The following is a 24575-nucleotide window of genomic DNA, read 5'->3' as shown; positions in this document are numbered from 1 at the left end:
ATGGGCGTGCTCGCAGGAGCCTGGGACTGGCTGGCGACGGGAGCCAACTGGTCCGGGGAGAACGGGGTGTGGCACCGGCTCGGCGAGCACGTCTACGTGAGCGGGATATCCCTCGCCGTCGCCTGCGCCGTGGCCCTTCCCGTCGGGCTGTGGCTCGGCCACATCGGCAAGGGCGGCGCGCTCGCCGTCAACATCTCCAACATCGGGCGGGCCGTCCCCGTCTTCGCGGTACTGGCCCTGTTCATGGTCTCGCCGCTGCGCAGCGCGGGCTACCTGCCCACCATCGTCGCGCTCGTGCTCTTCGCCCTGCCGCCGCTGCTGACCAACGCGTACGTCGGCGTGCGCGAGGTGGACCGCTCGGTGGTGGAGGCCGCCCGGGGCATGGGCATGTCCGGCGGCCAGCTGTTCTGGCGGGTGGAACTGCCGCTCGCGCGCGAGCTGGTGATGACCGGGCTGCGCTCGGGCGCCGTCCAGGTGATCGCCACGGCCACGATCGCGGCCATGGTCGGGCAGGGCGGCCTCGGCCGGATCATCACCGCCGGCTTCAACACGTACAACACTGCGCAGGTCTTCGCGGGGGCGCTGCTGGTGGCGGCGCTGGCCCTGCTGGTCGAAGGCGCCCTGGTGGCGGCCGACCGGCTCTTCCCCCGTCCGGCGGCGCGCTGACCCGTCCGCCCGTCCCCGCGGGCCCTCCCTCGTTCGTTGGTCGTTCCCACTCCCCTGGAGGAGCACAAGATGAGCAGGTCCACGCGCGTCCTCGGCGCCGTACTGGGGGCGGCGGCCCTGACCGCCTCCCTCGCCGCGTGCGGCGGCGACAGCCTGGAGAAGAGCAAGGACACCGGGTCGGGCGCCTCCGCCCCCTCGGACTCCGGCTCCGGTTCCGCCAAGGGCAAGGTCGTGATCGGCGCGGCAGGGTTCACGGAGTCCAACGTCCTGGCGGAGCTCTACGCCCAGGTCCTCAAGGACGCGGGCTACAGCACGTCGATCACGACGGTGAACAACCGCGAGCTGTACGAGCCCTCGCTGGAGAAGGGCGAGATCGACGTCGTCCCGGAGTACGCGGCCACCCTCGCGGAGTTCCTCAACGCCAAGGTGAACGGCCCGAAGGCGCCGGAGGAGAAGCCGGTCGCGTCGAGCGACGTGGCGGCGACGGTCGCGGGGCTGGAGAAGCTCGCGGCCCCGCTCGGCCTCAAGGCGCTGCCGGCCGGCCCGGCGGTCGACCAGAACGCCTTCGCGGTGTCGAAGGAATTCGCCCAGAAGAACAACCTGAAGACCCTTTCCGATCTTGGTAAGTCGGGGCTGAAGGTGAAGATCGCGGCGGGCGACGAATGCGCCGTACGGCCCTTCTGCGCACCGGGGTTGAAGAAGGCATACGGAATCGACGTTTCCGGAATCGACCCGAAGGGCGTCGGCACCCCGCAGTCCAAGCAGGCGGTCAAGGACGGCGTGGACCAGCTGGCGCTCACGACGACCACGGACGCCACGCTCGACACCTTCGGCCTGGTCCTGCTCGAGGACGACAAGAAGCTCCAGAACGCCGACAACGTCCTGCCGGTGGTCAACGCCAAGGACGCGGGGTCCCCGGAGATCGCGGCCGCCCTCGACCAACTGACCAAGGTCCTCACGACCGCCGACCTCGTCGAGTTGAACAAGCAGGTGGACGCCCAGCGCGAGAAGCCGGCGGATGCCGCGAAGGCCTATCTGAAGGCGAAGGGCCTCACCAAGTAGGAGTAGTTACGGGTTTGGTGGAGAAATGACGGGTAACTGCCCGGCCACAGATTGCCGGGCAGTTACCCCACGCGCCCTCCACGCCCTGTAAATTTCAGGCCATGCCCCGTGGACGCCACCGCAATCCCGAACCCCTGCACCGGCTGCTCACGCCGACGACCGTGGCCGGAGTCTCCGTCGCCAGTGCGGCCGCGGCCTGGCTGCTCGCGGATCCCCTGCCCCTGCGCCTGCTCGTGGCCCTCGCGGGGGCGGCGGGCGTGTCCGGCGCGGTCCTCATGCGCGCCTGGGACCGTGCGGCCGGACGCCGCGTGGCCGAACTCGCCCGCGAGCGGATCAAGGACGAGTGGAAGACCGAGGAACGGATAGCCGAGCTCGAGTCCGACCTCGAAGAGGCCCGGGCGCTGCGCGCCAAGCTGGACGCGAAGCTGCGGGCCAAGCGGGTCGAACTCGCGGGGCTGCGCGGCGAGCACGCGGCGCTGCTGCGGCGCTACGCCACCGCCGAGACCGAGCGGGCCAGCGCCCTGGAGGGCCGCAGGCTGCTCGCCATCGAGGCCTCGGCCGCCCCGGAGTCCGCGGCGGCGCCGAAGGAGCTCCCGCCGGTGACCGAGGAACGCACGTCGAGCGGTGCGCCCACCAGCGTCGGCTACGCCCGGGCCAATGCCGCCATGGCGGCCCTCGTCCGCAAGGCGGAGGCGGAGGCGGCGGCGAAGGCCGGGGACGAGGCCGGGGGCAAGACCGAGGACAAGGCGCAGGCACAGCCGGCCCAGCCGAAGATGCTGCGGGCCGAGGCCGCCGGGCCGATGGCGCTGGAGCCCGGGCACGCCCGCTCGGGCGCCGTCCCCGCGCGCCGGCCCTCCGCGGCGGTCGCCCCCTACTCGGCCGCGCGCCGCTCGGCGTCGCGGGTCGAGGGCGGCTTCGACTTCTTCGGCACCAAGACCGCGGCCCAGGCCCGAGCGGTGATCGAATCGGTCCAGAACGAGGACCTGGCCGACGTGGTCGGCGCGGAGGCCCTCGCGGTCCACCAGGCGGAGTCGGCCCAGGCGGAACGCAGCGCCGCCGAGCAGCCGGTCAAGGAGCAGGGCTTCAAGCAGCCCACCCCCGAACAGCGCGCGGTGGGCCAGGTCATCGACCTGACGGCCCACGACGAGACGGAACCGATCGACGTGGTCCGCCTGCGCACCGCGATTTCCTAGGTCTCTGCCTCAGAACAGCGGGAGCTGGCCCGGGACGGGCGGCAGGGCGAAACCGTCCAGGGTCGGGGCGCCGGCGCCGAGCACCACGCGGGCCCGGGAGCCGGGGCAGGAGACCAGGTCCGCCCGGCCGCGGCCCGCGGGCGGGTCGTGGCGGGCGATCCGGCCGGCGGTCACGGCGCAGTCGCGCCCGCACGCGGGGCAGGACCGTCTGGGGGAGTGGGACATGCCCCAAGTCTGCACCCCCGCACCGACATCAGCGCCGGGCGGCCAGCCATGTCTCGTGGGCCGCGCAGACCCGGCCCCACAGCTCCGTCCGGTCCACCGGGGTCAGGTCGTCGAGCTTGCGCTCGAACAGGCCGCCCACCACCGCCCAGAACTCGCCCGGCGTGTCCAGGACCCGCTCGGTCGTCCCCTTCGACGGTTCGGTCCGGCTCAGCACCCGGCCGCGCAGCGCGTCGGTGCCGTGGGCGTCGCGCCGCAGCAGCGCGAGGGTCCGTACGAAACCGGAGTCCGGCGCGGTCGACAGCCGGGCGTGCGTGGCCTCGAAGTCGGCCGGGATCGACGCCGGCGCCGAGAGCACGTTGACCACCGGGCAGGGCCCCGCCTCGTAGACGTACCTCCAGCCCGGCAGGTCCCCGCCCAGCGGGCCCAGCTCGTACGTGAACCCGCCCTGCCGGTGCGTTCCGGCGCGCAGCGGCAGCGGCTCGTACGGGCCGTCGCCCAGTCCGGCGTCGACGAAGTACTCCTCGCCGCCGGCCCGGACGGTCAGTGCGAGGTGGTCGCCGTTGACGTCGCGGCGCTCGCGCTCCGCCGCGACGAGGACGCCCGCCAGGTGTCGGGTCACTGCGAAGCCGAGGTGCTCCAGGAGGAGCGCGAAGGCGCCGTTGAGGTGGAAGCAGTACCCGCCGCGCCCGGCCGCGATGCGGCGTGCGGACAGCTCGGGGTCGATGCCGGGCGGCCGGCCGAGCTGGATGTCGAGGTTCTCGTACGGGATGCGCTCGACGTGGGCGCGCTGGAGCGCGAACAGCGTCTCAACGGTGGGCCGGGGCGGCCGCGCGAAGCCGAGCCGCCGCAGGTAGCCGTCGAACAGGCCAGGGGTCATGGCCGCACCCTAAGCAGGAAACTCCCGCGCAGTCGCGGGAGTTCCCGGGTCTTATCACTTGTCGATGTCTCCCACGACGAAGAACAGCGAGCCGAGGATCGCCACCATGTCCGCGACCAGCTGTCCCGGGAGCAGTACCGCGAGCGCCTGGATGTTGTTGTAGGAGGCGGAGCGCAGCTTCAGCCGGTACGGGGTCTTCTCGCCCTTGGAGACCAGGTAGTAGCCGTTGATGCCGAGGGGGTTCTCGGTCCAGGCGTACGTGGCCCCCTCGGGCGCCTTCAGCACCTTCGGGAGGCGCTGGTTGATCGGCCCGGGCGGCAGCTCGGCCATCCGGTCCAGGCAGGCCACGGCCAGGTCGAGCGCGTTGTGCGTCTGGTCCAGCAGGCATTCGAAGCGGGCCAGGCAGTCGCCCTCGGTGCGGGTGATCACCTTCAGGACGTCCTGGAGCTCCCCGTACGCCAGGTAGGGCTCGTCGCGGCGCAGGTCGAAGTCGACGCCGGAGGCGCGGGCGATCGGGCCGGAGACCCCGTACGCGTGCACCGCCTCGGCGGACAGCACGCCCACCCCGCGCGTGCGGCCGCGGAAGATCTCGTTGCCGTGGACGAGCTTGTCGTAGACGTCCATGCGGGTGCGGACGTCGGCGATCGCGGCGCGCGCCCGGCCGAGCCAGCCCGCCGGCAGGTCCTCCTTGAGGCCGCCGACCCGGTTGAACATGTAGTGCATGCGGCCGCCGGAGATCTCCTCCATGACGGCCTGCAGCTCCTCGCGCTCGCGGAACGCGTGGAAGATCGGGGTGATCCCGCCCAGTTCGAGGGGGTACGAGCCGAGGAACATCAGGTGGTTCAGCACCCGGTTCAGCTCGGCGAGCAGGGTCCGCATCCACACGGCCCGCTCGGGGACCTCCATGCCGAGCATCCGCTCGACGGCCATGACCACGCCGAGCTCGTTGGAGAACGCGGACAGCCAGTCGTGCCGGTTCGCGAGCATCACGATCTGGCGGTAGTCGCGCGCCTCGAAGAGCTTCTCGGCGCCGCGGTGCATGTAGCCGACGACCGGCTCGGCGCTGACGATCCGCTCGCCGTCCAGGACGAGCCGCAGGCGCAGCACGCCGTGGGTGGAAGGGTGCTGGGGTCCGATGTTGAGCACCATGTCGGTGCTCTCCGCCGCTCCGCCGATACCGACCGTGGTCTCCGTCATGGCGGCATTCTCGCAGCCGCAGGGGGTGGCATGTCGGCCAGGCCGGGCTCGCGGCCTGGCCGGCGCGCCACCCCCCCTACGCTGAACGCATGGAAACGGGGACGACGGGTGGGACGGGCCGGCCCGAATGGGTGGGGCTTCCGGGCGGGCTGCTCAGGTTGCGGCGGCTGCTGCTGGTGATCTGGGCGGTGCCGCTCGCCGTCGGGACCGCGCTGCTGCTCGGGTTGACGGCCGGTCCGGGGTGGGCGGCGGCGGGGGCGGTCTGGCTGGTCGCCCTGGTCTGGGGCTGGGTGGTGCTCGGCCGCAACTGGCGGTCCTGGCGGTACGCGGAGCGCGCCGACGACCTGCTGATCAGCCGGGGCGTGCTGTGGCGGGCGCAGACCGTGGTCCCGTACGGGCGCATGCAGCTGGTCGAGGTGACCTCGGGGCCGCTGGAGCGGCGCTTCGGGCTGGCCTCCGTACAGCTGCACACGGCGGCCGCGGCCACGGACGCCAAGATTCCGGGGCTGGTCCCGGCCGAGGCGCAGCGGTTGCGGGACCGGCTGACGGAGCTCGGCGAGGCAAGGTCGGCGGGCCTGTGACCACCGAATCGGCCGCCGCGGCCGATCCCGCCGTCGAGCGCCGGCTGCACCTGCTCACCCCGCTGCGCCGGGCGTGGGTGCCGATCGCCGCGACCGTCGGCGTCGTCGTCCAGCAGGCCGACCAGGTCCAGCGGTGGGCGAGCGGGCTCTCCGTGACCCTGCGCGCCCTCGTGCTGCTCGCCCTGGTCGTGGTGTTCGGCGTGTACGGGTTCCTGAGCTGGTGGTTCACCCATTACGCGGTGACCGACACCGAGCTGCGCATCCGCAGCGGGCTGCTCTTCCGGCGCACCGCGCACATCCGCCTCGACCGCATCCAGGCGATCGACGTGACCCGGCCGCTCCTGGCCCGGGTGGCCGGAGTCGCCAAGCTGCGGCTCGACGTGATCGGCACCGAGGACAAGGACGAGCTCGCCTTCCTCGACGAGCGCGAGGCCGTGGCGCTGCGCGCCGAACTGCTGGCCCGGGCGGCCGGTTTCGCGCCCGCGGAGGCCGTCGTGCTCGGCGAGGCCCCGCAGGAGGTGCTGTTGCGCGTCGGCCCCCGGGACCTGGCGGTGTCGCTGCTGCTCACGCTCTCGGCGTGGGGGGCGCTGGCCGCCGGACTGGGCGTGCCCGTCGCCGTGTGGTGGTTCAGCGGGAACCACTGGGCGACGATCGCGACCATGCTGCCCATGCTGGGCGGGCTCTGGTCGGGCACGGTCGGCCGCTTCCTGGGCGAGTTCGACTGGCGGGTCGCCGAGTCCCCCGACGGGCTGCGCCTCGATCACGGGCTGCTGGACCGGGCGCACGAGACGGTGCCGCCGGGGCGGGTGCAGACCGTACGGATCGTGGAGCCGCTGCTGTGGCGGCGCCGCGGCTGGGTACGGGTGGAGCTGGCGGTGGCCGGCTCCAAGAACGAGGTCCTGGTCCCGGTGGCCTCGCGGGAGGCCGCCCAGGCGGTGGTCGCGCGGGTGCTGCCGGGCGTGGAGCTGGCCGGCCTGGCCTTCGGCCGGTCCCCGAAGACCGGGTCGCGGTGGGTGGTCCCGGTGTGGTGGAGGGGCTATGCCCTGGCCGTCTCCGCGGACGTGTTCGCCGTCCGCAAGGGGCTGCTGTGCCGCCGTACGGAGATCGTCCCGCATGCCAAGGTGCAGAGCGTCCGGCTCACGCAGGGCCCGTGGGAGCGGGTGCAGGGCCTCGCCGACGTCCATGTGGACACCGGTGCCAACGGCACGGTCACGGCCCGGTTGCGCCCGGCGGCCGGGGCCGCCGAGCTGCTGGACGCCCAGGCGGCCCGCTCCCGCACCTCCCGCGCGGACGCCCGCCCGGACCGCTGGATGACCTGACCCGCCGCCTGCGGGACAGCCCTCAGGCGCCGCCGGCGCGGACCAGCCCCGTCTCGTACGCGAGGACGACCACCTGGACGCGGTCGCGCAGGCTCAGCTTGGTCAGGATGCGTCCCACGTGGGTCTTGACCGTGGCCTCGGAGAGGACCAGCCGGGCGGCGATCTCGCCGTTCGACAGGCCCTGGGCCACGAGCAGCATGACCTCGCGCTCGCGCTCCGTCAGCCGCTCGATCTCCTTGTTCTGCGGCTCCTGGGTGTTCGTCGGGAGCATCGGAGCGAAACGGTCCAGCAGGCGCCGGGTGGTGGACGGGGCCACCACCGCGTCGCCGCTGTGCACCGAGCGGATCGCGGCGAGCAGCTCGGCCGGCGGCACGTCCTTCAGCATGAACCCGCTCGCGCCCGCCTTCAGCCCCGAGAAGGCGTACTCGTCGAGGTCGAAGGTGGTCAGGATGATCACGTCGGGGTGCTCGTGCCGCTCGCAGATCCGGCGCGTGGCCTCGACCCCGTCGAGCTTCGGCATGCGGACGTCCATCAGCACCACGTCCACCTTCGTGGACCGCAGCACCTCCAGCGCCTCCAGGCCGTCGCCGGCCTCGGCGACGACCTCCATGTCCGGCTGGGCCGCGAGCACCATGCGGAAGCCCGTGCGCAGCAGTACCTGGTCGTCGACCAGCATCACTCGGATGGACATCAGTTACCTCGACCTCGTCATTTCTTCTTGAGCGGGAGCAGTGCGCTGATCCGGAAGCCGCCGCCGGGACGCGGGCCCGCGTCCAGGGTGCCTCCGACCATGCCGATCCGCTCGCGCATGCCGATCAGCCCGTGCCCGGCGCCGTCGGCGCCGCCGTCCTCGTACAGCTCGTGGGCAGCCCCCCGGCCGTCGTCCTCGACCAGCAGGCCCAGCCCGTCGTCGAAGTAGACCAGCCGGACGCTCGCCTTGGCGTCGGGGCCGCCGTGCTTGCGGGTGTTCGTCAGCGCCTCCTGCACGATCCGGTACGCGGTGAGCTCGACGCCCGTGGGCAGCCGGCGGGGCGCGCCCTCGACCTCGAAGTCCACCGTGAGCCCGGCCGCCCGTACCTGCTCGACCAGGACCTCGATCTGCTCCACGTCGGGCTGGGGCACGTAGTCCTCGGACTCCTGCGGCTCCCCGGTGCGCAGCACGCCGAGCAGCCGGCGCATTTCGGCCAGGGCCTGGCGGCCGGTGCCGGAGATGGTCTGCAGGGCCTCCTTGGCCTGGTCCGGGGCCACGTCCATCACGTACGCGGCGCCGTCGGCCTGGACGACCATCACCGAGACGTTGTGCGCGACGACGTCGTGCAGCTCGCGGGCGATCCGGGCGCGCTCGGCGGCGACGGCCACCTTGGCCTGGGCCTCGCGCTCCTTCTCCAGGCGCTGGTTCCGCTCGACGAGCTGGGCGTAGTAGGCCCGGCGGGTCCGCAGGGAGTCGCCGAGCACCCAGGCGAGGGCGAAGGGGACGATGGCGAAGACCGAGGTCAGGATGTTCTCGGAGGTGTCGAGCTGGTCCGCGCGGAAGGCCAGCACGTACACCGGGGCGGCGGCCAGTCCGATGCCGAGGGCCGTACGGGACAGCCATCTGGGGATCTCGGCCGAGGCGGCCACCGTGTACAGGATGATCAGCATCGCGAGGTCGGAGTTGATCAACTCGGTGTGGGTGATCAGCTTGTAGACGCCGGTGCCGACGGCGAGCCAGAACATCTGTTGCGTCCACTTGCGCCGAAAGGCCACCACCACGCCCATGGCGAGCACGGAGGGGACGGCGATCAGGCGCGCGGTGGTGCTGTTGAAACTGTCTTCGGCGACTTGCAGCATCCCGAGCCCGACCAGGAGGACAGCCCAGAAGCTGTCGACGCCCGTCGGGTGTCTGCGGAGGAAGTCGTAGAGGCGCTGCACGTAACCCAGAGTAGGCAAAGGAGATAGGTGCTGGAGTCAACCACAGGTGCGATCCGTGCGACGGGGGCGTACTCCCCAAGGTGGAGGCCGAGCTTAACCTTTCGGGGATGAGGACTGAGGGAGAAGTCGCAGATCCCGATCCGGTTCCGGATGAGCTTCCGGTCGGGTGGAAAGAGGCGATGGAGGCCGCGCTGTACGGGCCGGACGGGTTCTACGTACGGCCGGGCGGGCCGGGGCCGGCCGGGCACTTCCGCACGTCCGTGCACGCCTCGCCGCTGTACGCGGGGGCCGTGGCCCGGCTGCTGCGGTGGGTGGACGCGGAGCTCGGGCATCCGCCGGAGCTGGACCTGGTCGACGTCGGGGCCGGCCGGGGGGAGCTGCTGACCGGGGTGCTGGGGGCGCTGCCCGCGGAGGTCGCCGGGCGGGTGCGGGCCGTGGCGGTGGAGCGGGCGGAGCGGCCGGCCGGCCTGGACGGGCGGATCCGGTGGGCCGCGCAGGTGCCGCAGGGGACGGCGGGGCTGCTGTTCGCGAACGAGTGGCTGGACAACGTACCGCTGGACGTGGCGCAGGACGGTCACTACGTACTGGTCGACCGGGAGGGCACGGAGAGCCGCGGGCCGGCGGTGACGGGGGCGGACCGGGCGTGGCTGGAGCGGTGGTGGCCGGGCACCGGCCGCGCGGAGATCGGGCGGGGGCGGGACGAGGCGTGGGCCGCTGCCGTGGGCTCGGTGTCGCGCGGCCTGGCGGTGGCGGTGGACTACGCCCACACCCGCGGCGCCCGGCCCCCCTACGGCACCCTGACGGGCTTCCGGGCCGGCCGGGAGGTGGCTCCCGTGCCGGACGGGAGCTGTGACGTCACGGCTCACGTGGCGCTGGACGCGTGCGCGGGGCCGGGGGCGGCGCTGGTTCCGCAGCGCGAGGCGCTGGCCCTCCTCGGGGTCTCGGGGGCCCGTCCACCGCTGGCCTTGGCGTCGACGGACCCCGCGGCCTACGTCCGCGCCCTGGCCCGCGCGGGTGAGGCGGCGGAACTCACCGCCCGCGGCGGTCTCGGAGACTTCGCCTGGCTGATCCAGCCGGTCGGCGTCGCCCCCTGGCCCGGCTGACCGGTTCCGCTGCGCGGGGAGCGGGCCCCGCGCAGCGGATGCCGCTACTGCGCGAGCTCGTGGTCGTGGCCCGGGCGCAGGCCGCCGCCGGTGCTGCCGCCGGTGGTCGGGGCCGGGGGGACCGGCTTCGACAGCGGTGCCAGGTCGTACGCGTAGTGGCCGACCGCGTTCGCGATCACGTCCACGTTGATGTCCAGCGCCTTCTGGTCGATGTTCGTGATGTCGTCGCCCTTGCCGTGGTAGTTCACGTCGTACGCGACCCCGGCCCGGCCCCCGAACTTCGCCGCCTGCGCCGCCGTCTTGATGCCCTCGGCGCCCGTGTCCGTACCGCCGGACGGGATGCCCGCCTCGATGAACGGCCCGTAGTCCGAGCGGCCCGTGAAGTCGGATCCCTCGTGCGGGATCTTCTGCGCGTCGAGGAAGTCGGTGATGCCCTTCTCCAGCTGCGCCGAGCCCTCCGGGCCCGGGCCCGATCCGACCTTGTCCGAGTCGTCGCCGTCGTAGACGAAGTACGCCGCGTTCGGCGAGGCGATCATGTCGAAGTTCAGGTAGAGCCTGATCTGCTTCTTCTGCGCGTCCGTCAGCCCGCCCACGTACGCCTCGGAGCCCAGCAGGCCGAACTCCTCCGCCGACCACCAGGCGAACTTGACCTTGTTCTTGATCTTGGTCTGGCTGCTGGCGAGGCGCTGTGCGACCTGGAGGATGCCGGCCGAGCCGGACCCGTTGTCGTTGATGCCCGGGCCCGCCGCGACCGAGTCGAGGTGCGCGCCGAGGAAGACGGTGTTGTTCTCGTCGCCGCCCCGCGTCTCCGCGATCACGTTGTAGGTCTTGCGGTTCTCCCGGAACTCGCGGATGTCGAGGGTCACCTCGACCGGCCCGGCCGTCGCCTCGGCGGCCAGCCGTTCGCCCTCGGCCTGGGAGAGGCCGCCGGTCGGGACCTTGCCCGCGTTCGCGTCGCCCAGGGTGCCGTTGAGGGCGCCCGCGGTGTTGTTGTAGATGATCGCCCCGACTGCCCCGGCCGCCGCCGCGTTGGCCTGCTTGACCGCGAAGGTGCAGCCGCCGCGCTTGATCAGCGCGATCTTTCCGGTGAAGGCGCCCGCGGCGAAGTCGCCGGGCTCGCAGCCGTTCGTGCCGTCCGCGTCCACCGGAGCGACGGCGATCCGCGCGGTCACGCCCTCCTCCGGGCCGCTCGCCGTGTACGTCATCAGCTTGATCGGGACGTCGCGCCCGCCCGCGCCGCCCACCTTCAGCGTCTCGGCGATCGTCTCGACGTACACGAAGTCGAACTCGTTCTTCGAGACCTTGTAGCCGGCCGCCCGCATCACGGCCTCGACGTACTGCGCGGACTGCACGTGGCCCTTCGAACCGGCCACGCGGGTGCCCTTGTTGTAGTCGGCGATGGCCTGGAAGACCTTCAGGTGGTTGTTGGCGCCTTTGCCGGTCGAGTCCTTGACCAGTTTCCGGGCCAGCGCGTCACCCCGTGCGGCGTCGCTCTGCGGGCTTCCGGTGGCGCCGGCCGGCCCGGCGAGCATCAGCGGGGAGACGAGGGCCGCGGCGGCCAGGGCGGCGGTTGCTGCGGCTATACGGCGTGAGGGCATGAAGGTCCTTCCACGACAAGTACGAGCAGACAGACGGATGGTCGGGCGTCAGTGGTGCGCGGTGGACGCACGGTATAGACCATGGGGCCGATCTCGCCAGAGGTTTCGCTGATTCCGGGTGGCGACCTCCGCATATCGGTGAGGGCCCGCCGTCGGCCTCAGCGCAGGATGCCCTCGATGAACTCCGAGCCGATCCGGGCGACGACCTTGAGGTCCAACTGATGCTGTACGTAACGCCCTTGGCGCCACGTGTGCAGCAGGCCCGCCTTCTTCAGCGCCGACAGGTGCCGCGAGACCTCCGGCGCCGTGATCCCGTGTACGGTCGCCAGCTCGCTCGTCGTGTACGGGGCCCGGGCCAGGCTCCGGCACAGCATCATCCGCATCGGATGCGCCAACGCCTCCATCCGGCGCTGGAGCAGCTCGACCGAACCCGGCTCGGGCAGTTCGGGGGAGCGGATCGGATAGTGGACCACCGGTATCCAGCCGGGCGCGTGCAGCACCAGCAGGTGCGGCCAGCCGAAGTTCGTCGGGATGAAGACCAGGCCGGGGCCTATCTCCGGGTCCGTCGCGGTGGCCGAGCCGTGGACCATCTTGTCGACGGTGATGGTGGTGGCGGCCGCGTCGACGCTCAGTGCCGGCGACACCTCGTGCAGCGTGGCGGCCAGCCCCTTGCGGCGCAGGACCTCCGCCTTGTGCCGGGCGTCCGCGCTCTGCCGCGGCTCCAGCCGCCGCCAGGTCTCCGCGAAGAACGCCTCGTCGCACTCCTCCAGGAGCCGCCGCAGCCATATCCGTACGGAGGCCGTGTCGTCCAGCAGCCGCAGCGAGAACTCCAGCTGGCGGGGGCCGCGCGCGGCGGCCGTCTCCAGCGCCTTGGTCCTGGCCTGCGGGTTCGTCAGCGGGGAGGGCCCGCCGCCCTCGTTGTAGAGCGCCAGCCAGCAGTGCTCCAGGGCGGCCATCACGAACCGCTCGTCGTCCATCCGGTCGAGTACGTCGAGCTCCTCGGCCAGGGTCGCGGCGGGCAGGCCGCTGCCGCCGGGGATCCCCGCGAAGGCCATGAAGATGTCGGAGAAGGAGCTGCGCCACATGAAGTCGCCCTCCAGCAGCCGGTCCGCGAGACACGGCTCCAGCGCGGCCGCGGTGGCCGTGGTCCACGAGGCGAGGCCCGGGTGGTGGGCGGGCTGTGAGAGGGCGTGCAGCGTCATGCAGAGCTCGGAGAGCGGAGAGGGCGCGAAACGGATGCGCTCCGCGGGGAGCCCGGCGATGTCGATGGTGACGCTCATCGGGCCATTCTGACCTGTCCCGGGCCCGTGACCTGGACGGACACGGTTCGATTGACGCGGAGCGTCAATCGTCGTGCGAGGTGGCCCGAGCGGGTCCAGGGTGGAGGAATGACAGCGATCGAGCAGTACCTCATAGACACCTGGCGGGCATCCCAGCAGGGTGCCCCGATGCCCCCGCCGCCGGGCCGCGACGACGTCGCCGTCCTGCGCGCGGGCCGTACGTACCTCCAGTTCCGGGCCGTCCTCGACGGCGGGGAGGCCCGGCGCCCCTGGTGGGCCGCCCTGCGCCGGCTGAACCACGCGCACGGGGCCCGGTGACGCGGCGCGCCGGGCGCCGGTGACGAGGACCTTCAGCGGTCCCCGGGGTGGAAGTCGATCTCGTACGCGATCTCCGAACGCCGGTCGGCGACCACGATGTCCGCGGTCTCCACGGCCCGGCCGTCCACCGCGTAGTACGTCCGCTCGATCTCGGTGATCAGCTCGCCGACGCCGATCCCGAGCAGACCGGCCTGCGTCCGGTTCGCGCGCGCCGGGCGGGGGACCTCCGTCGCCGAGGCGACCAGCACGCCGATCGAGCGCATCCGCTCGATGACCCCGGCCCCCTTGAACGGACCCGCCTCCGGCAGCACGACCGGAGTGCCGTCCGTGACCGCCATCGGCTCCCAGGACTCGCAGATCTCCACCGCCCGGCCCTCGGCCAGGAACTCGTACGTGGTGTGCACGCACGGGTCGCCCGGCGCGACGGCGAGCCGCCGCGCGATCCGCTCGGGCGCCGGCGTACGGGCCGTGGAACGCGATTCCCAGGTCAGGCCGCCACCGCCGAGCCCGGCCCGGCGGCGCCGGGAGCGGACGATCCGCAGGCGCTCGCGCGGCGCGCTGCGGTAGGTGCCCGATCCCGCGCGCCCTTCCAGCAGCCCTTCGATGATCAGCAGCTCCAGCGCGCGCTGCGTGACGCTCTGCCCGACCTCGTACTCCCGGGCGAACCGGGACCGCGACGGCAGCTTGGCGCCGACCGGCCACTCCTCGGCCCGGATCCGTGCCCGCAGTGCGTCGGCCACCTTCAAGTACGCCGTGTCACGGGCCATATGAGCCGTCCTGTACCTGTCGACGAGTGGGGCTCAAGCTAAGTCATCAGGTCGAACCCGAGTCTTCGGAACGGCGGGGAGTGAGACGAGCGCCACACCGCCGCCCGGCCGCCCGCGCGCCGGTCGCCGGCGGGCAAGCGGGCGGCGGCGGGCGGCCGTGTGGCGGGGCGGCGGTGTGGCGGGGCGGGCGGGCGGCGGCGTGGCGGGAGTGCGGCGGGGCGCGTCGCCTCAGTCGAAGTTCGGCGCGTTGCGCTCGTAGACCAGGCGCAGCCCGATCAGGGTCAGCCACGGCTCGTGGTCGTCGATGACCGAGGACTCGCCGAGGACCATCGGCGCCAGACCGCCGGTGGCGATCACCCGGACGTCGCTCGGGTCGCCGTGCGGGCCGGCCAGCTCCTTGGCCATGCGCGTGACGACCCCGTCGACCTGCCCGGCGAAGCCGTAGACCACGCCCGACTGCATCGCCTCGACGGTGGACTTGCCGATGACGTTGCGCGGCCGCGCCAGCTCGATCTTGCGGAGCTGGGCGCCCCGTACGCCGAGGGCCTCCATCGAGATCTCGATGCCCGGGGAGATCACCCCGCCCACGTACTCGCCCTTCGCGGACACGGCGTCGAAGGTGGTCGCCGTACCGAAGTCGACCACGATCGCCGGGCCGCCGTAGAGCTCGACGGCGGCGACCGCGTTGATGATGCGGTCCGCGCCGACCTCCTTGGGGTTGTCCATCAGGATCGGCACGCCCGTCTTGATCCCGGGCTCCACCAGCACCGCGGGGACGTCGCCGTAGTAGCGGCGGGTCACCTCGCGCAGCTCGTGCAGCACCGACGGGACGGTCGAGCAGATCGCGATGCCGTGGATGCCGTCGCCGAGCTCGCTGCCGAGCATCGGGTGCATGCCCATCAGACCCTGCATCAGGACGGCCATCTCGTCGGCCGTGCGGCGGGGGTCGGTGGAGATGCGCCAGTGCTCGACGATCTCGTCGCCGTCGAACAGGCCGAGCACGGTGTGGGTGTTGCCGACGTCGATGGTCAGCAGCATTACCGCTCCTCGCGCAGGTCCAGGCCGATGTCCAGGATCGGGGAGGAGTGCGTGAGCCCGCCGACCGCGAGGTAGTCGACGCCCGTCTCCGCGTACGTACGGGCGTTGGCCATGGTCAGCCGGCCCGAGGACTCCAGCACCGCGCGGCCGTGGACGAGCGCGACGGCCTCCTCGGTCTCGATCGGCGTGAAGTTGTCGAGCAGGATCAGGTCCGCGCCCGCGTCCAGGGCCTCGCGGACCTGCTGCAGGGTGTCCACCTCGACCTCGATCGGCAGGTCCGGGAACTGCTCGCGGACGGCCTTGAACGCCTCCGCGACACCGCCCGCCGCGATCACGTGGTTGTCCTTGATCAGCGCGGCGTCCGACAGCGACATGCGGTGGTTGACGCCGCCGCCGCAGCGCACCGCGTACTTCTCCAGGGAGCGCAGGCCCGGCGTGGTCTTGCGGGTGTCGCGGACCTTCGCCTTGGTGCCCTCCAGCTCGTCGGCCCACGTGCGGGTCGCCGTCGCGATGCCGGACATCAGGCAGAGCAGGTTCAGCGCGCTGCGCTCGGCGGTCAGCAGGTCCCGGGTGCGGGCCGTGACCGACAGCAGCACCTGGCCGGGCCGGACGCGCGCGCCGTCCTCGACGTGCCGCTCGACCTGGAAGGTGTCGGTGAAGACGACCGACAGGACGGCCTCGGCGACGCGCAGGCCGGCGACCGTGCCCGCCTCGCGCGCCGTGAAGTCGGCGGTGGCCACGGCGTCCTCGGGCACGGTGGCGACGGTGGTGACGTCCTCGCCGCCGTCCAGGTCCTCGGAGATCGCCATGTGGGCGATGTCCTCGACCTCGATGGGGTCCAGGCCCGCGTCGGCCAGCAGCTGGGCGAGCGCCGGGTCCAGACCGCTCTCCTCGCCGTCGCCGCACGCGCAGTCGTCGCCGCAGCCGCCGCCCGCGGACTGGTCGAGGAGCGGCAGCTCCGCGTGCTCGTGGTCGTGCTCGTGCTGTTCGGGGGTGCTCACGATGACTGCTCCTGGCTCAGGGGGTGCTGTACGGACGGAAAGCCCGCGGAGTCGGTGGGGGTGACGACCAGGGCCCGCCTCTCGGTGGCGGACAGCCGGACGACGAGGTGGCGGCGCCAGGCGGCGTCGTCCCGGTCGGGGTGGTCCTCGCGCCAGTGGCAGCCGCGGGTCTCCTCGCGGCGCAGGGCGGCGGCGACCAGGACGCGGGCCACGCACAGCAGGTTCGTGGCCTCCCACGTCTCGACGCCGGGCACGGCGGTCTTGCCGTCCGTCTCCAGCGCCGTGAGGGCCGTCGTGTAGAGGTCCTCCAGGGCGGCGGCCGCCGTGCGCAGCGACTCGGCGGAGCGGAGCACGCCCGCGCCGTCCGTCATGATGTGCTGGACCTCGTACCGCGCCTCTGCGGGCTGGAGCGGGCCGGTCGCGGGGACCGGGATGCCGGGGCCGCTGCCGGCGGGCGCGCCGCCCGCGATGTCGTCGGCGATCCGCTCGGCGAAGACCAGGCCCTCCAACAGGGAGTTGGAGGCGAGCCGGTTCGCGCCGTGCACGCCGGTGCAGGCGACCTCGCCGCACGCGTACAGGCCGGGGACGGTGGTGCGGCCGTGCAGGTCGGTCCGTACGCCGCCGGAGGCGTAGTGCGCGGCGGGCGCGACCGGGATGGGCTCGGTGACCGGGTCGATGCCGTGGGAGCGGCAGGCGGCCAGGATGGTCGGGAAGCGCTGCTCCCACATCTGCGCGCCGAAGTGCCGGGCGTCCAGGTACATGTGCTGCGCGCCCTGCTCCTGCATGCGGCGCATGATGCCCTTGGCGACGACGTCGCGCGGGGCCAGCTCGGCGAGCTCGTGCTGCCCCTGCATGAAGCGCACCCCGTCGGCGTCGACGAGGTACGCGCCCTCGCCGCGGACGGCCTCCGAGACCAGCGGCTGCTGGCCCTCGGCGTCCGGGCCGAGGAAGAGGACGGTCGGGTGGAACTGGACGAACTCCAGGTCGGAGACCTCGGCCCCGGCCCGCAGCGCGAGCGCGACCCCGTCGCCGGTGGACACCGACGGGTTGGTGGTGGCCGAGAAGACCTGACCCATGCCGCCGGTCGCCAGGATCACGGCGGGCGCGTGGACGGCGCCGACGCCGTCGTGCTGGCCCTCGCCCATGACGTGCAGGGTGACCCCGGCCGTGCGGCCGCGGGCGTCCTGCAGGAGGTCCAGTACGAGCGCGTTCTCGACCGTACGGATCCCCGCGCGCTGAACGGCTTCGACCAGTGCGCGGGAGATCTCCGCGCCGGTGGCGTCGCCGCCCGCGTGCGCGATCCGGCGGCGGTGGTGGCCGCCCTCGCGGGTCAGCTCGATCTCGCCGGTCTCGGCGGAGGTGTCGAAGACCGCGCCGGTGTCCATGAGCCGGCGCACGGCGTCCGGTCCCTCGGTCACCAGGAGCCGTACGGCGGCCTCGTCGCACAGCCCGGCGCCCGCGACCAGCGTGTCGTCCAGGTGCTGTTCGGGGGTGTCGCCCTCCCCGAGGGCCGCGGCGATGCCGCCCTGCGCCCAGCGGGTGGAGCCGTCGTCGAGCCGGGCCTTGGTGACCACGACCGTACGGCGGCCCGCGGCCGCGCACCGCAGTGCGGCGGTCAGGCCGGCGACGCCGGAGCCGACGACCACGACGTCGGCGTCGAGGGCCCAGCCGGGGGCGTTGGCGTGCAGCCGTATGCCGGTGCCTGCGGTGCCTGTGCCTGGGGTGCTCACGTGTGTGCTCCGAACTCCAATGGGATGTTGTCGATCAGCCGGGTCGTCCCCACCTTGGCGGCGACGGCCAGGACCGCCTGCCCGGTGAAGTCGGGGCGGACGTCGGTGAAGTCCTGCGGATCCACCAGCGCCAGGTAGTCCAGCACCAGCGGCGGATCGTGCCGGCCCGCCTCCTCCAGGACGTGCCGGGCGGCGGCCCGCACGGCGTCCGGCAGCCCGGTGCCCGCGGCGGACACGGCGTGCGCGTCGGCGGCGCACCGGATCTCGCCGAGCCGGGCCAGGGCGGTGGCCCGCTCGTCGCTGGCGGGGGAGGCCTCGGCGCGGGCGCGCAGCGCGGCCTGGGCGGCGAGCCGGTCCTGGCCGGCGAACAGGGCCCGGGACAGGGCCAGGGCGGTGCGGCGCTCCTGGGCGGAGAGGTACCGGTTGCGCGACGACAGCGCGAGCCCGTCCTCCTCGCGGACGGTGGTCACGCCGACCACCTCGACGGGGAAGTTCAGGTCGGTCACCATCCGCCGGATCAGGGCCAGTTGCTGCGCGTCCTTCTGGCCGAAGAGGGCCAGGTCGGGGCGGGTGAGGTGGAGCAGCTTGGCGACGACGGTCAGCATGCCGTCGAAGTGGCCGGGCCGGGTGGCCCCTTCGAGGCGCTCGCCCATCGGGCCGGCGGTGATCCGCACCTGGGGGTCGCCGCCGGGGTAGACCTCGTCGACGGCCGGGGCGAACACGGCGTCGGCGCCGGCCGCGCGGGCGAGCTCCAGGTCGGCGTCGAGGGTGCGGGGGTAGCGGTCGAGGTCCTCGTTCGCCCCGAACTGCAGGGGGTTCACGAAGACGGTCACCACGACCTGGCCCGCCTCCCCGGCCCGCTCGCGGGCCGTACGGATCAAGGTGGCGTGCCCCTCGTGGAGGGCGCCCATGGTCATGACGACGGCACGGGGGCCGTCGGCGGTGCGCGGGAGCTTGTGCAGCTCCTCGGCGGTGTCGATCAGCAGCAGGTCGGTCACTGGTCCCCACCCTCGGGATCGGCGAGCACGCCCAGGAGGTCCTCGGCGAGTTCGGGCTTGAGGAGGCCGTGCGCGAGGGCCCGGTCGGCGGTCGTACGGGCCATCGCCAGGTAGCCGGAGACCGAGGCCGGGGCGTGCTTGCGCAGCTCCGCGACGTGCGCGGCGACCGTACCGGCGTCGCCGCGGGCCACGGGGCCGGTCAGGGCGGCGTCGCCCGAGCGCAGGGCGTTGTCGAGGGCCGCGCCGAGCAGCGGGCCGAGCATCCGGTCGGGGTGCTCGACCCCGGCCTTGTGCAGCAGTTCCATGGCCTGGGCGACCAGGGTGACCAGGTGGTTCGCGCCGAGGGCGAGGGCCGCGTGGTAGAGCGGACGGTTCTCTTCCGCGATCCACTCGGGCTCCCCGCCCATCTCGATGACCAGGGCCTCGGCCGCGAGCCGCAGCTCCTCGGGGGCCGTGACGCCGAACGAGCAGCCGGCGAGCCGCTGGACGTCGACCTCGGTGCCGGTGAAGGTCATCGCGGGGTGCAGGGCCAGCGGGAGCGCGCCCGCGCGCCGGGCCGGGTCCAGCACGGCGGTCCCGTACCGCCCGGAGGTGTGGACGAGGAGCTGGCCGGGCCGGATCGCACCGGTCTCGGCGAGCCCCTCGACGAGCGCCGGCAGCGCGTCGTCGGGCACGGTCAGCAGCACCAGGTCGGCCAGCTCCAGCACCTGCGCGGGCGGTACGAGCGGCACGTCGGGAAGCATCCGCGCGGCGCGCCGGCGGGAGGCCTCGGAGACGCCGGAGACGGCGACCGGCCGGTGTCCGGCCTGCTGGAGCGCACGGGCCAGCGCGGGGCCGACCCGGCCTGCGCCGACGACGCCGACGGTGAGCCGGGCGGGGCGCGGTTGCTGGGATGAGTTCACGCGGGGAGGGCCTTCCGTTCCAGTCCGCGGGGGGTACCGGACGATACGTCGCCATGCTAGCCCCTGGGCGTGTTGGCCGGTCGGCGATGATCGGAGGCATGACGGATGACGATGATCTGACGAAGCGGCTGCTGGCGGCGGGGCGTACGGCGGATCGGACGCTCTCGCCGGGCGCGCGCGAGGCGACGGTCGCGGAGCTGCTGGCGGGGCTGGCCGCGCCGGATCCCGACGAGCCGGCCGACCTGTACGGGGACGGGGTGGTGGCCCGGCTGGAGCGGCGGGTGGCGGAGCTGCTCGGCATGGAAGACGCGGCGTTCTTCCCGTCGGGGACGATGGCCCAGCAGATCGCGCTGCGCTGCTGGGCGGGGCGGACCGGGAACCCGGTGGTCGCCCTGCACCCGATGAGTCATCCGGAGCTGTGGGAGGGCGGCGCGCTGTCGCTGGTCTCGGGCCTGCGGACGGTGCACCCGACGACGGACCCGCGCCAGCCGACGGCCGAGGAGGTCGCGGACCTCGCGGAGCCGTTCGGCACGCTGATGCTGGAGCTCCCGCTGCGCGACGCCGGGTTCCTGCTGCCGTCCTGGGAGGAGCTGGAGGCGCTGGTCGGCGCGGCCCGCGAACGGGACGCGGTGGTCCACTTCGACGGGGCCCGGCTGTGGGAGTCGACCGTGCACTTCGGGCGGCCGCTGGAGGAGATCGCGGGGCTCGCGGACTCGGTGTACGTCTCGTTCTACAAGTCGCTCGGCGGCCTCAGCGGGGCGGCCCTGGCGGGCTCCTCCTCCCTGGTCGCGGAGGCGCGGGTCTGGCGCCACCGGTACGGGGGCCAGGTGTTCCGCCAGTTCCCGCAGGCCCTCTCCGCGCTGGCCGGCCTGGACGGGGAGCTCCCGCGCCTGCCGTCGTACGTGGCCCAGGCCCGCATGGTGGCGGGGGCCCTGGCGGAGGCGCTGGCCGACGGCCCGGTCCCGTGGTTCCGGATCAACCCGGAGACCCCGCACACGCACCAGTTCCAGGTCTGGCTGCCGTACGGGGCGGACCGGCTGACGGAGGCCGGGGTCCGGCTGGCGGAGGAAACGGGCGCGGTCCTCTTCCGCCGCTGGTCGCCGGCGCCGGTCCCGGGGGTGTCGGTGACGGAACTGACGGTCACCGCTCCGGGCCTGACCTGGACCCGCGAGGAGGTCCACGAGGCGGCGCGGGCCTTCACGGCCCGCCTCTGACGGGGCCGCCGGCAGCCCCGCCGGACGGGCCCGCGCCCCGCTTCCCGCCGCCCCGGCAACGGAGCCGCAGGTGCGCGAATGGTTCCGCCACTGCAACGACGGCGCACCGATTTCCGCCGAAGTCATCGGTCAGGCGCCGCCTCCCGGTTACCTTCCCTGCACGGGAAAGCAACGGAGCCGTCCCCCGGAGGAGACACCATGACCGCTCACCCCGACTGGCAGAAGTCCACGTACTGCGGCGAAGGAGACAACTGCGTCTACGTCTCCGCGGCCCCCGGTCACCTCGTGCGCGTGGCCGACCGGGCCGACCCCGCGCACCTGGTTCTGGCCACGACCCAGTCCGCCTGGGCCGACTTCCTTGACGCCGTCAAGGCGGACGGATAGAGGTCGGCGCGCCCGGAATCATGCCGCTCAGGGGATTTTGTCCGATTAGCGCGTATCTTCGGGCCATGCCCACGCCCTACGGATCCCGCGGCGGCATGGCGTTCAGCGCCGCCGAGCTGCACGTGCTCAGGCGAACGCTCGCCCACGCCCTCCAGTCCTCCACGGCCCCCGCCCCCCTGACGACCTCCGAGGTCCAGGACTGTCTGCGCCTCGCGCAGTCGGTGGACGAAGCGGTCCGGGAGGCGGGGCGGCTCAGAGAGTTCCTCCTCGCCGACCTGGCCCGCTACCGCGGCGCCCTGCCCGGCAGCCTCTCCGGCTACCTGGAGCTGCTCCAGGACGCCCTGGCCGCGGGGTACGAGCCCGCGCCCGACGATCTGGCCGCCCTGCGCGCGCTGCGGGCCAACGCGGTCGCGGCGGCGCTGCTGGAGCGCTGCCAGGGCATCGCGGAGCGCTCCGTACGCCGGAGGCTGTCCACGACCCCGCAGCCCCGGACCCGCCTGCTGGCGCTGTCCGGGGGCAAGGACACCCGGGAGGGCAGGGCGGCGAAGGACGGCAAGGACGGCAGGGAGGAGCCCGCCCGGCCCGCGCCGGAGCCCAAGGGGCCGCCGCACCCCGAGCGCCCGTCCGAACGCCCGTCCGAGCGGCCCATCCCGACCCCCGGCGAGGTGTTCCCGCCGCGCCGCAAGCCCACCCCGCCCCCGGCGGCCGGGCTCGCGGCCGGGTAGCTACGCTGGGGGCATGGACTACGTCTCCGCGCTCGTGCCCCCCGTAGTGATGGCCGGATTCTTCATCGCGCTCGTCGTGACGATCGTGAAGAGCCAGGGCGGCGCCAACAAGGCCAAGGAAGACGCGGCCGTCGACGCCGTGATCGCCCGCGCCGAGGCCGCCAAGCAGGCGCAGCCCGGCCAGTAGTCCGCCCGGCCTTCCCTCCCTCTCCCCGGGTACCGCCCTCGCGCGGCACTGCCGCGTAACGCGGTGCCACCGCATTCTTGCGGCGCGTTGCCTTCCGAATAGCCGGGCAATTCCGCACATTCCGCACTATCGTGCTGTTGTGCCTCGCCCCTTGGGAGAACTCGAAGACGCGGTCATGACGCGGGTGTGGCAGTGGAACCGCCCGGTCACTGTTCGTGAAGTTCTGGAAGACCTCCAGCAGGAACGGTCCATCGCGTACACCACGGTGATGACCGTTATGGACAATCTCCATCAGAAGGGCTGGGTCCGCCGGGAAGCCGAAGGCCGCGCCTATCGATATACCGCGGTCTCCACCCGTGCCGCCTACTCGGCCGCACTGATGAACGAAGCCTGGTCGACGAGCGACAACCCCGCGGCCGCCCTCGTGGCCTTCTTCGGCATGATGTCCGCGGAACAGCGCGACGCCCTGCGCGACGCCTTCCGCATCGTCGGCTACGACGACGGGTCGGCCGCGGAGCCGCCCGCCGAGTCCCCGGCCCCGTCCCCCGCCGGGACGCCCTCCGAACCCCCTCCCGCCGAAGGGGACTCCGCCGGGCGCGGGACCGAGCCCGGGCGATAGCGTCCGGGCATGGGTGAGTTTTCCGCTGAACACGCAAAAACAGTGACGATCCGCCGTGCCCGCACCGGCGATGTTCCCGCGCTGCGCCGCCTCCTCGACCAGTACGTGCAGCAGCGGATCCTCCTCGACAAAGCCCCGGTGGTTCTTTACGAGGACATCCAGGAGTTCTGGATCGCGGAAGGTGGCCGGGACGGCCGGGTGGTCGGCTGCGGCGCTCTCCACGTCATGTGGGAAGACCTGGCCGAAGTGCGCACTCTCGCGGTGGACCGCGAGTTGAAGGGCGCCGGAGTCGGCCATCAGCTGCTGCGGCAGTTGTTGGACACCGCGCGGACCCTCGGCGTCGCCAAGGTTTTCTGCCTGACCTTCGAAGTGGACTTCTTCGCGAAGCACGGCTTCGTCGAGATCGGCGAGACGCCGGTCGAGACGGATGTCTACATGGAGCTCCTGCGTTCCTATGACGAGGGTGTCGCCGAGTTCCTGGGTCTCGAACGAGTGAAGCCGAACACCTTGGGCAACAGTCGGATGCTTCTGCACCTCTGAACGATCACGGGGGCTTTTCCCGTGCTCCGCGCACCTGTGGCCTATGTCCGAATCGCGCACGTTTCCCGCCGCGTTGCGGTCTCGAACCTCTCCCTGGGGGTTTGTGTTTTCCAGGGAAAAGCGGTTTCCTTTCCGCTGTACTGCTTTTCGATGAAAGGAAATCCCGGTGGCACAGAAGGTTCAGGTCCTTCTTGTCGACGACCTCGACGGTGGCGAGGCGGACGAGACCGTGACGTTCGCTCTGGATGGCAAGACCTACGAGATCGACCTCACCACCGCCAACGCGGAGAAGCTGCGCTCCGCGCTCGCCGACTACGTCAAGGGCGCCCGCCGCACCGGTGGCCGCGCCTCGGGCGGTCGCGCCAAGGCGCGTACGGCCGCGACGTCCGGGAACCCGGACACCGCCGAGATCCGCGCGTGGGCCAAGGCCCAGGGGATGAGCGTCAACGACCGCGGGCGCGTTCCGCAGGAAATCCGCGAGGCCTACGAGAACGCCAAGGGCTGACCCTCGGCCTCTCGTTCCCTCAGGGCCCGCGGGCTGCCGAGGGAAGGGGCCCGCGGGGGCGTACGCCGCCACAGGCGCGCACGGTGGCATTCCGTCGCCGCCGCCGCGACCAGGCGTACGAGATCGGGTCCGGCACCACCGTGCCGGGGACCGGCGCCCTGCCCCGGACCGGGCAGGGAGGGCAGAAGTGCCTCACACCCCTGCTCGGGGGGTCGCAGCCACACGGCGGCCCCCCGGGGACTTCCCTGGGGGTGTCCCGGCGGCACCGGGGCCGAGATCCGGCCGTCGGCGCCCAGCGCACGGAGGTCCAGGGCGACCCCGCCCCACTCCAGCCAGTCGAGCAGCCCCTCCAGCTCGTCCGCACTCCCCGCGGCCACCAGGAAGCGCATCCTGAGCCCCGAGAGCGCCACCGGACCCGTGGCGACCGGCCCGCGCAGCAGCCGCTCCCCGGCATCGGCCGGCAGCTCCAGCACGTCGAACAGCACCCCGGTGACCAGCCGGGCGGGCGGTCCGCCGGCGACGGGCCAGCCGAGCACCTCCTCGTACCAGGACGCGTACGCGTCCCTGGGCGGATCCGCGGGCGGATCCTCGGGAGCGACGCGGGGCGGTGGAACGGTGGCGGCCATGACCGGAGC

Annotated in this window: 27 protein-coding genes and 1 pseudogene; 14 read left to right on the top strand and 14 right to left on the bottom strand. The window is 73.1% G+C overall.

Features of this window, described 5'->3' with window-relative positions:
• The 3 genes and pseudogenes from K7B10_RS19120 (at position 1) to K7B10_RS19110 (ending at position 2921) form a co-directional block, all read left to right on the top strand.
• Positions 1-739 (top strand): annotated as a pseudogene (locus K7B10_RS19120) (ABC transporter permease).
• Positions 736-1728, top strand: a complete 993-nt coding sequence (locus K7B10_RS19115; protein ID WP_229337437.1) for an ABC transporter substrate-binding protein — start codon at positions 736-738, stop codon at positions 1726-1728. The pseudogene K7B10_RS19120 and the gene K7B10_RS19115 overlap by 4 nt, the downstream one beginning before the upstream one ends.
• A 101-nt stretch (positions 1729-1829) precedes the next feature.
• On the top strand, positions 1830-2921 hold the full coding sequence (locus K7B10_RS19110; RefSeq protein WP_229337435.1) for a hypothetical protein: 1092 nt from the start codon (positions 1830-1832) through the stop codon (positions 2919-2921).
• Positions 2922-2930: 9 nt separating this feature from the next.
• Here the strand turns inward: K7B10_RS19110 and K7B10_RS19105 are convergent, their stop codons facing one another.
• From K7B10_RS19105 to K7B10_RS19095, 3 genes are read right to left on the bottom strand one after another with little or no spacing between them, the layout of a single operon-like run.
• Positions 2931-3146 carry a hypothetical protein gene (locus tag K7B10_RS19105; RefSeq protein ID WP_229337433.1) on the bottom strand — a complete coding sequence of 72 codons (216 nt, stop codon included), beginning with the start codon at positions 3144-3146 and terminating at the stop codon, positions 2931-2933.
• A gap of 28 nt (positions 3147-3174) precedes the next feature.
• On the bottom strand, positions 3175-4023 hold the full coding sequence (locus tag K7B10_RS19100; protein ID WP_229337431.1) for an arylamine N-acetyltransferase family protein: 849 nt from the start codon (positions 4021-4023) through the stop codon (positions 3175-3177).
• 54 nt (positions 4024-4077) lie between these two features.
• Positions 4078-5220, bottom strand: coding sequence for an NADH-quinone oxidoreductase subunit D (locus tag K7B10_RS19095; RefSeq protein ID WP_030867950.1), 1143 nt, complete (start codon positions 5218-5220; stop codon positions 4078-4080).
• 89 nt (positions 5221-5309) lie between these two features.
• Here K7B10_RS19095 and K7B10_RS19090 point away from each other — a divergent pair, with 89 nt between their 5' ends.
• Together K7B10_RS19090 and K7B10_RS19085 are read left to right on the top strand one after the other, a co-directional pair.
• Positions 5310-5801, top strand: coding sequence for a PH domain-containing protein (locus tag K7B10_RS19090; protein ID WP_229337429.1), 492 nt, complete (start codon positions 5310-5312; stop codon positions 5799-5801).
• Positions 5798-7120 (top strand): PH domain-containing protein, encoded by a 1323-nt coding sequence (locus K7B10_RS19085; protein WP_229337427.1) that lies wholly within the window; start codon positions 5798-5800, stop codon positions 7118-7120. Before K7B10_RS19090 ends, K7B10_RS19085 begins: the two co-directional genes overlap by 4 nt.
• A 22-nt stretch (positions 7121-7142) precedes the next feature.
• Here K7B10_RS19085 and K7B10_RS19080 read toward each other — a convergent pair whose 3' ends face one another.
• Positions 7143-7811: a response regulator transcription factor gene (locus tag K7B10_RS19080; RefSeq protein WP_229337425.1), complete on the bottom strand. Its 669-nt coding sequence runs from the start codon at positions 7809-7811 to the stop codon at positions 7143-7145.
• A 17-nt stretch (positions 7812-7828) separates the two neighbouring features.
• Complete coding sequence (locus tag K7B10_RS19075; protein ID WP_229337423.1) at positions 7829-9031, bottom strand: sensor histidine kinase; 1203 nt, start codon at positions 9029-9031, stop codon at positions 7829-7831.
• A 107-nt stretch (positions 9032-9138) separates the two neighbouring features.
• On the opposite strand from K7B10_RS19075, the gene K7B10_RS19070 reads away from it, so the two are divergent.
• On the top strand, positions 9139-10134 hold the full coding sequence (locus K7B10_RS19070) for an SAM-dependent methyltransferase (RefSeq protein WP_229337421.1): 996 nt from the start codon (positions 9139-9141) through the stop codon (positions 10132-10134).
• Positions 10135-10178: 44 nt separating this feature from the next.
• On the opposite strand, the gene K7B10_RS19065 is transcribed toward K7B10_RS19070, so the two are convergent.
• Together K7B10_RS19065 and K7B10_RS19060 are read right to left on the bottom strand one after the other, a co-directional pair.
• The gene (locus K7B10_RS19065) at positions 10179-11732 is read right to left on the bottom strand and encodes a M28 family metallopeptidase (protein WP_229337419.1); all 1554 of its coding nucleotides are present in this window, start codon (positions 11730-11732) and stop codon (positions 10179-10181) included.
• A 158-nt stretch (positions 11733-11890) separates the two neighbouring features.
• The gene (locus K7B10_RS19060; RefSeq protein ID WP_229337417.1) at positions 11891-13012 is read right to left on the bottom strand and encodes a DUF5937 family protein; all 1122 of its coding nucleotides are present in this window, start codon (positions 13010-13012) and stop codon (positions 11891-11893) included.
• 108 nt (positions 13013-13120) lie between these two features.
• Here K7B10_RS19060 and K7B10_RS19055 point away from each other — a divergent pair, with 108 nt between their 5' ends.
• Positions 13121-13330: a hypothetical protein gene (locus K7B10_RS19055; RefSeq protein ID WP_229337415.1), complete on the top strand. Its 210-nt coding sequence runs from the start codon at positions 13121-13123 to the stop codon at positions 13328-13330.
• Positions 13331-13362: 32 nt separating this feature from the next.
• On the opposite strand, the gene K7B10_RS19050 is transcribed toward K7B10_RS19055, so the two are convergent.
• The 6 genes from K7B10_RS19050 to K7B10_RS19025 all read right to left on the bottom strand — a co-directional run bounded on the left by K7B10_RS19050 (position 13363) and on the right by K7B10_RS19025 (position 19766).
• Complete coding sequence (locus K7B10_RS19050; RefSeq protein ID WP_229337413.1) at positions 13363-14097, bottom strand: GntR family transcriptional regulator; 735 nt, start codon at positions 14095-14097, stop codon at positions 13363-13365.
• 228 nt (positions 14098-14325) lie between these two features.
• A complete protein-coding gene (locus K7B10_RS19045) occupies positions 14326-15135 on the bottom strand; it encodes a type III pantothenate kinase (protein ID WP_229337411.1) in 810 nt (269 codons plus the stop codon).
• Positions 15135-16091 (bottom strand): carboxylating nicotinate-nucleotide diphosphorylase, encoded by a 957-nt coding sequence (gene nadC / locus K7B10_RS19040; protein ID WP_267502147.1) that lies wholly within the window; start codon positions 16089-16091, stop codon positions 15135-15137. The genes K7B10_RS19045 and nadC overlap by 1 nt, the downstream gene beginning before the upstream one ends.
• Positions 16092-16132: 41 nt before the next feature.
• Positions 16133-17866, bottom strand: a complete 1734-nt coding sequence (locus K7B10_RS19035) for an L-aspartate oxidase (RefSeq protein WP_229337407.1) — start codon at positions 17864-17866, stop codon at positions 16133-16135.
• Complete coding sequence (gene panC / locus K7B10_RS19030; RefSeq protein WP_229337405.1) at positions 17863-18864, bottom strand: pantoate--beta-alanine ligase; 1002 nt, start codon at positions 18862-18864, stop codon at positions 17863-17865. Before panC ends, K7B10_RS19035 begins: the two co-directional genes overlap by 4 nt.
• Positions 18861-19766 (bottom strand): Rossmann-like and DUF2520 domain-containing protein, encoded by a 906-nt coding sequence (locus K7B10_RS19025; protein ID WP_229337403.1) that lies wholly within the window; start codon positions 19764-19766, stop codon positions 18861-18863. The genes panC and K7B10_RS19025 overlap by 4 nt, the downstream gene beginning before the upstream one ends.
• 98 nt (positions 19767-19864) lie before the next feature.
• Here K7B10_RS19025 and K7B10_RS19020 point away from each other — a divergent pair, with 98 nt between their 5' ends.
• The 7 genes from K7B10_RS19020 to K7B10_RS18990 all read left to right on the top strand — a co-directional run bounded on the left by K7B10_RS19020 (position 19865) and on the right by K7B10_RS18990 (position 23940).
• Entirely contained in the window at positions 19865-20980 is a 1116-nt protein-coding gene (locus K7B10_RS19020) for a threonine aldolase family protein (RefSeq protein ID WP_229337401.1), read from the top strand.
• 198 nt (positions 20981-21178) lie between these two features.
• A complete protein-coding gene (locus K7B10_RS19015) occupies positions 21179-21364 on the top strand; it encodes a DUF397 domain-containing protein (RefSeq protein ID WP_030867911.1) in 186 nt (61 codons plus the stop codon).
• Between the two features lie 65 nt (positions 21365-21429).
• Complete coding sequence (locus K7B10_RS19010) at positions 21430-22089, top strand: hypothetical protein (protein WP_229337399.1); 660 nt, start codon at positions 21430-21432, stop codon at positions 22087-22089.
• A gap of 13 nt (positions 22090-22102) precedes the next feature.
• Positions 22103-22276 (top strand): hypothetical protein, encoded by a 174-nt coding sequence (locus tag K7B10_RS19005; protein WP_229337396.1) that lies wholly within the window; start codon positions 22103-22105, stop codon positions 22274-22276.
• 139 nt (positions 22277-22415) lie between these two features.
• Positions 22416-22895 carry a BlaI/MecI/CopY family transcriptional regulator gene (locus K7B10_RS19000; RefSeq protein WP_229337394.1) on the top strand — a complete coding sequence of 160 codons (480 nt, stop codon included), beginning with the start codon at positions 22416-22418 and terminating at the stop codon, positions 22893-22895.
• 9 nt (positions 22896-22904) lie between these two features.
• Positions 22905-23435: an amino-acid N-acetyltransferase gene (locus tag K7B10_RS18995; protein ID WP_229337392.1), complete on the top strand. Its 531-nt coding sequence runs from the start codon at positions 22905-22907 to the stop codon at positions 23433-23435.
• Positions 23436-23601: 166 nt separating this feature from the next.
• Positions 23602-23940: a histone-like nucleoid-structuring protein Lsr2 gene (locus K7B10_RS18990; RefSeq protein ID WP_030158476.1), complete on the top strand. Its 339-nt coding sequence runs from the start codon at positions 23602-23604 to the stop codon at positions 23938-23940.
• On the opposite strand, the gene K7B10_RS18985 is transcribed toward K7B10_RS18990, so the two are convergent.
• Positions 23919-24566: an SCO3374 family protein gene (locus tag K7B10_RS18985; protein WP_229337390.1), complete on the bottom strand. Its 648-nt coding sequence runs from the start codon at positions 24564-24566 to the stop codon at positions 23919-23921. The two genes, K7B10_RS18990 and K7B10_RS18985, sit on opposite strands and share 22 nt — an antisense overlap.
• Positions 24567-24575 lie beyond the last annotated feature (9 nt).

The organism is Streptomyces flavotricini (assembly GCF_020639365.1).
Classification (GTDB): domain Bacteria; phylum Actinomycetota; class Actinomycetes; order Streptomycetales; family Streptomycetaceae; genus Streptomyces; species Streptomyces flavotricini.
This window is presented reverse-complemented; position numbering and strand designations above follow the sequence as displayed.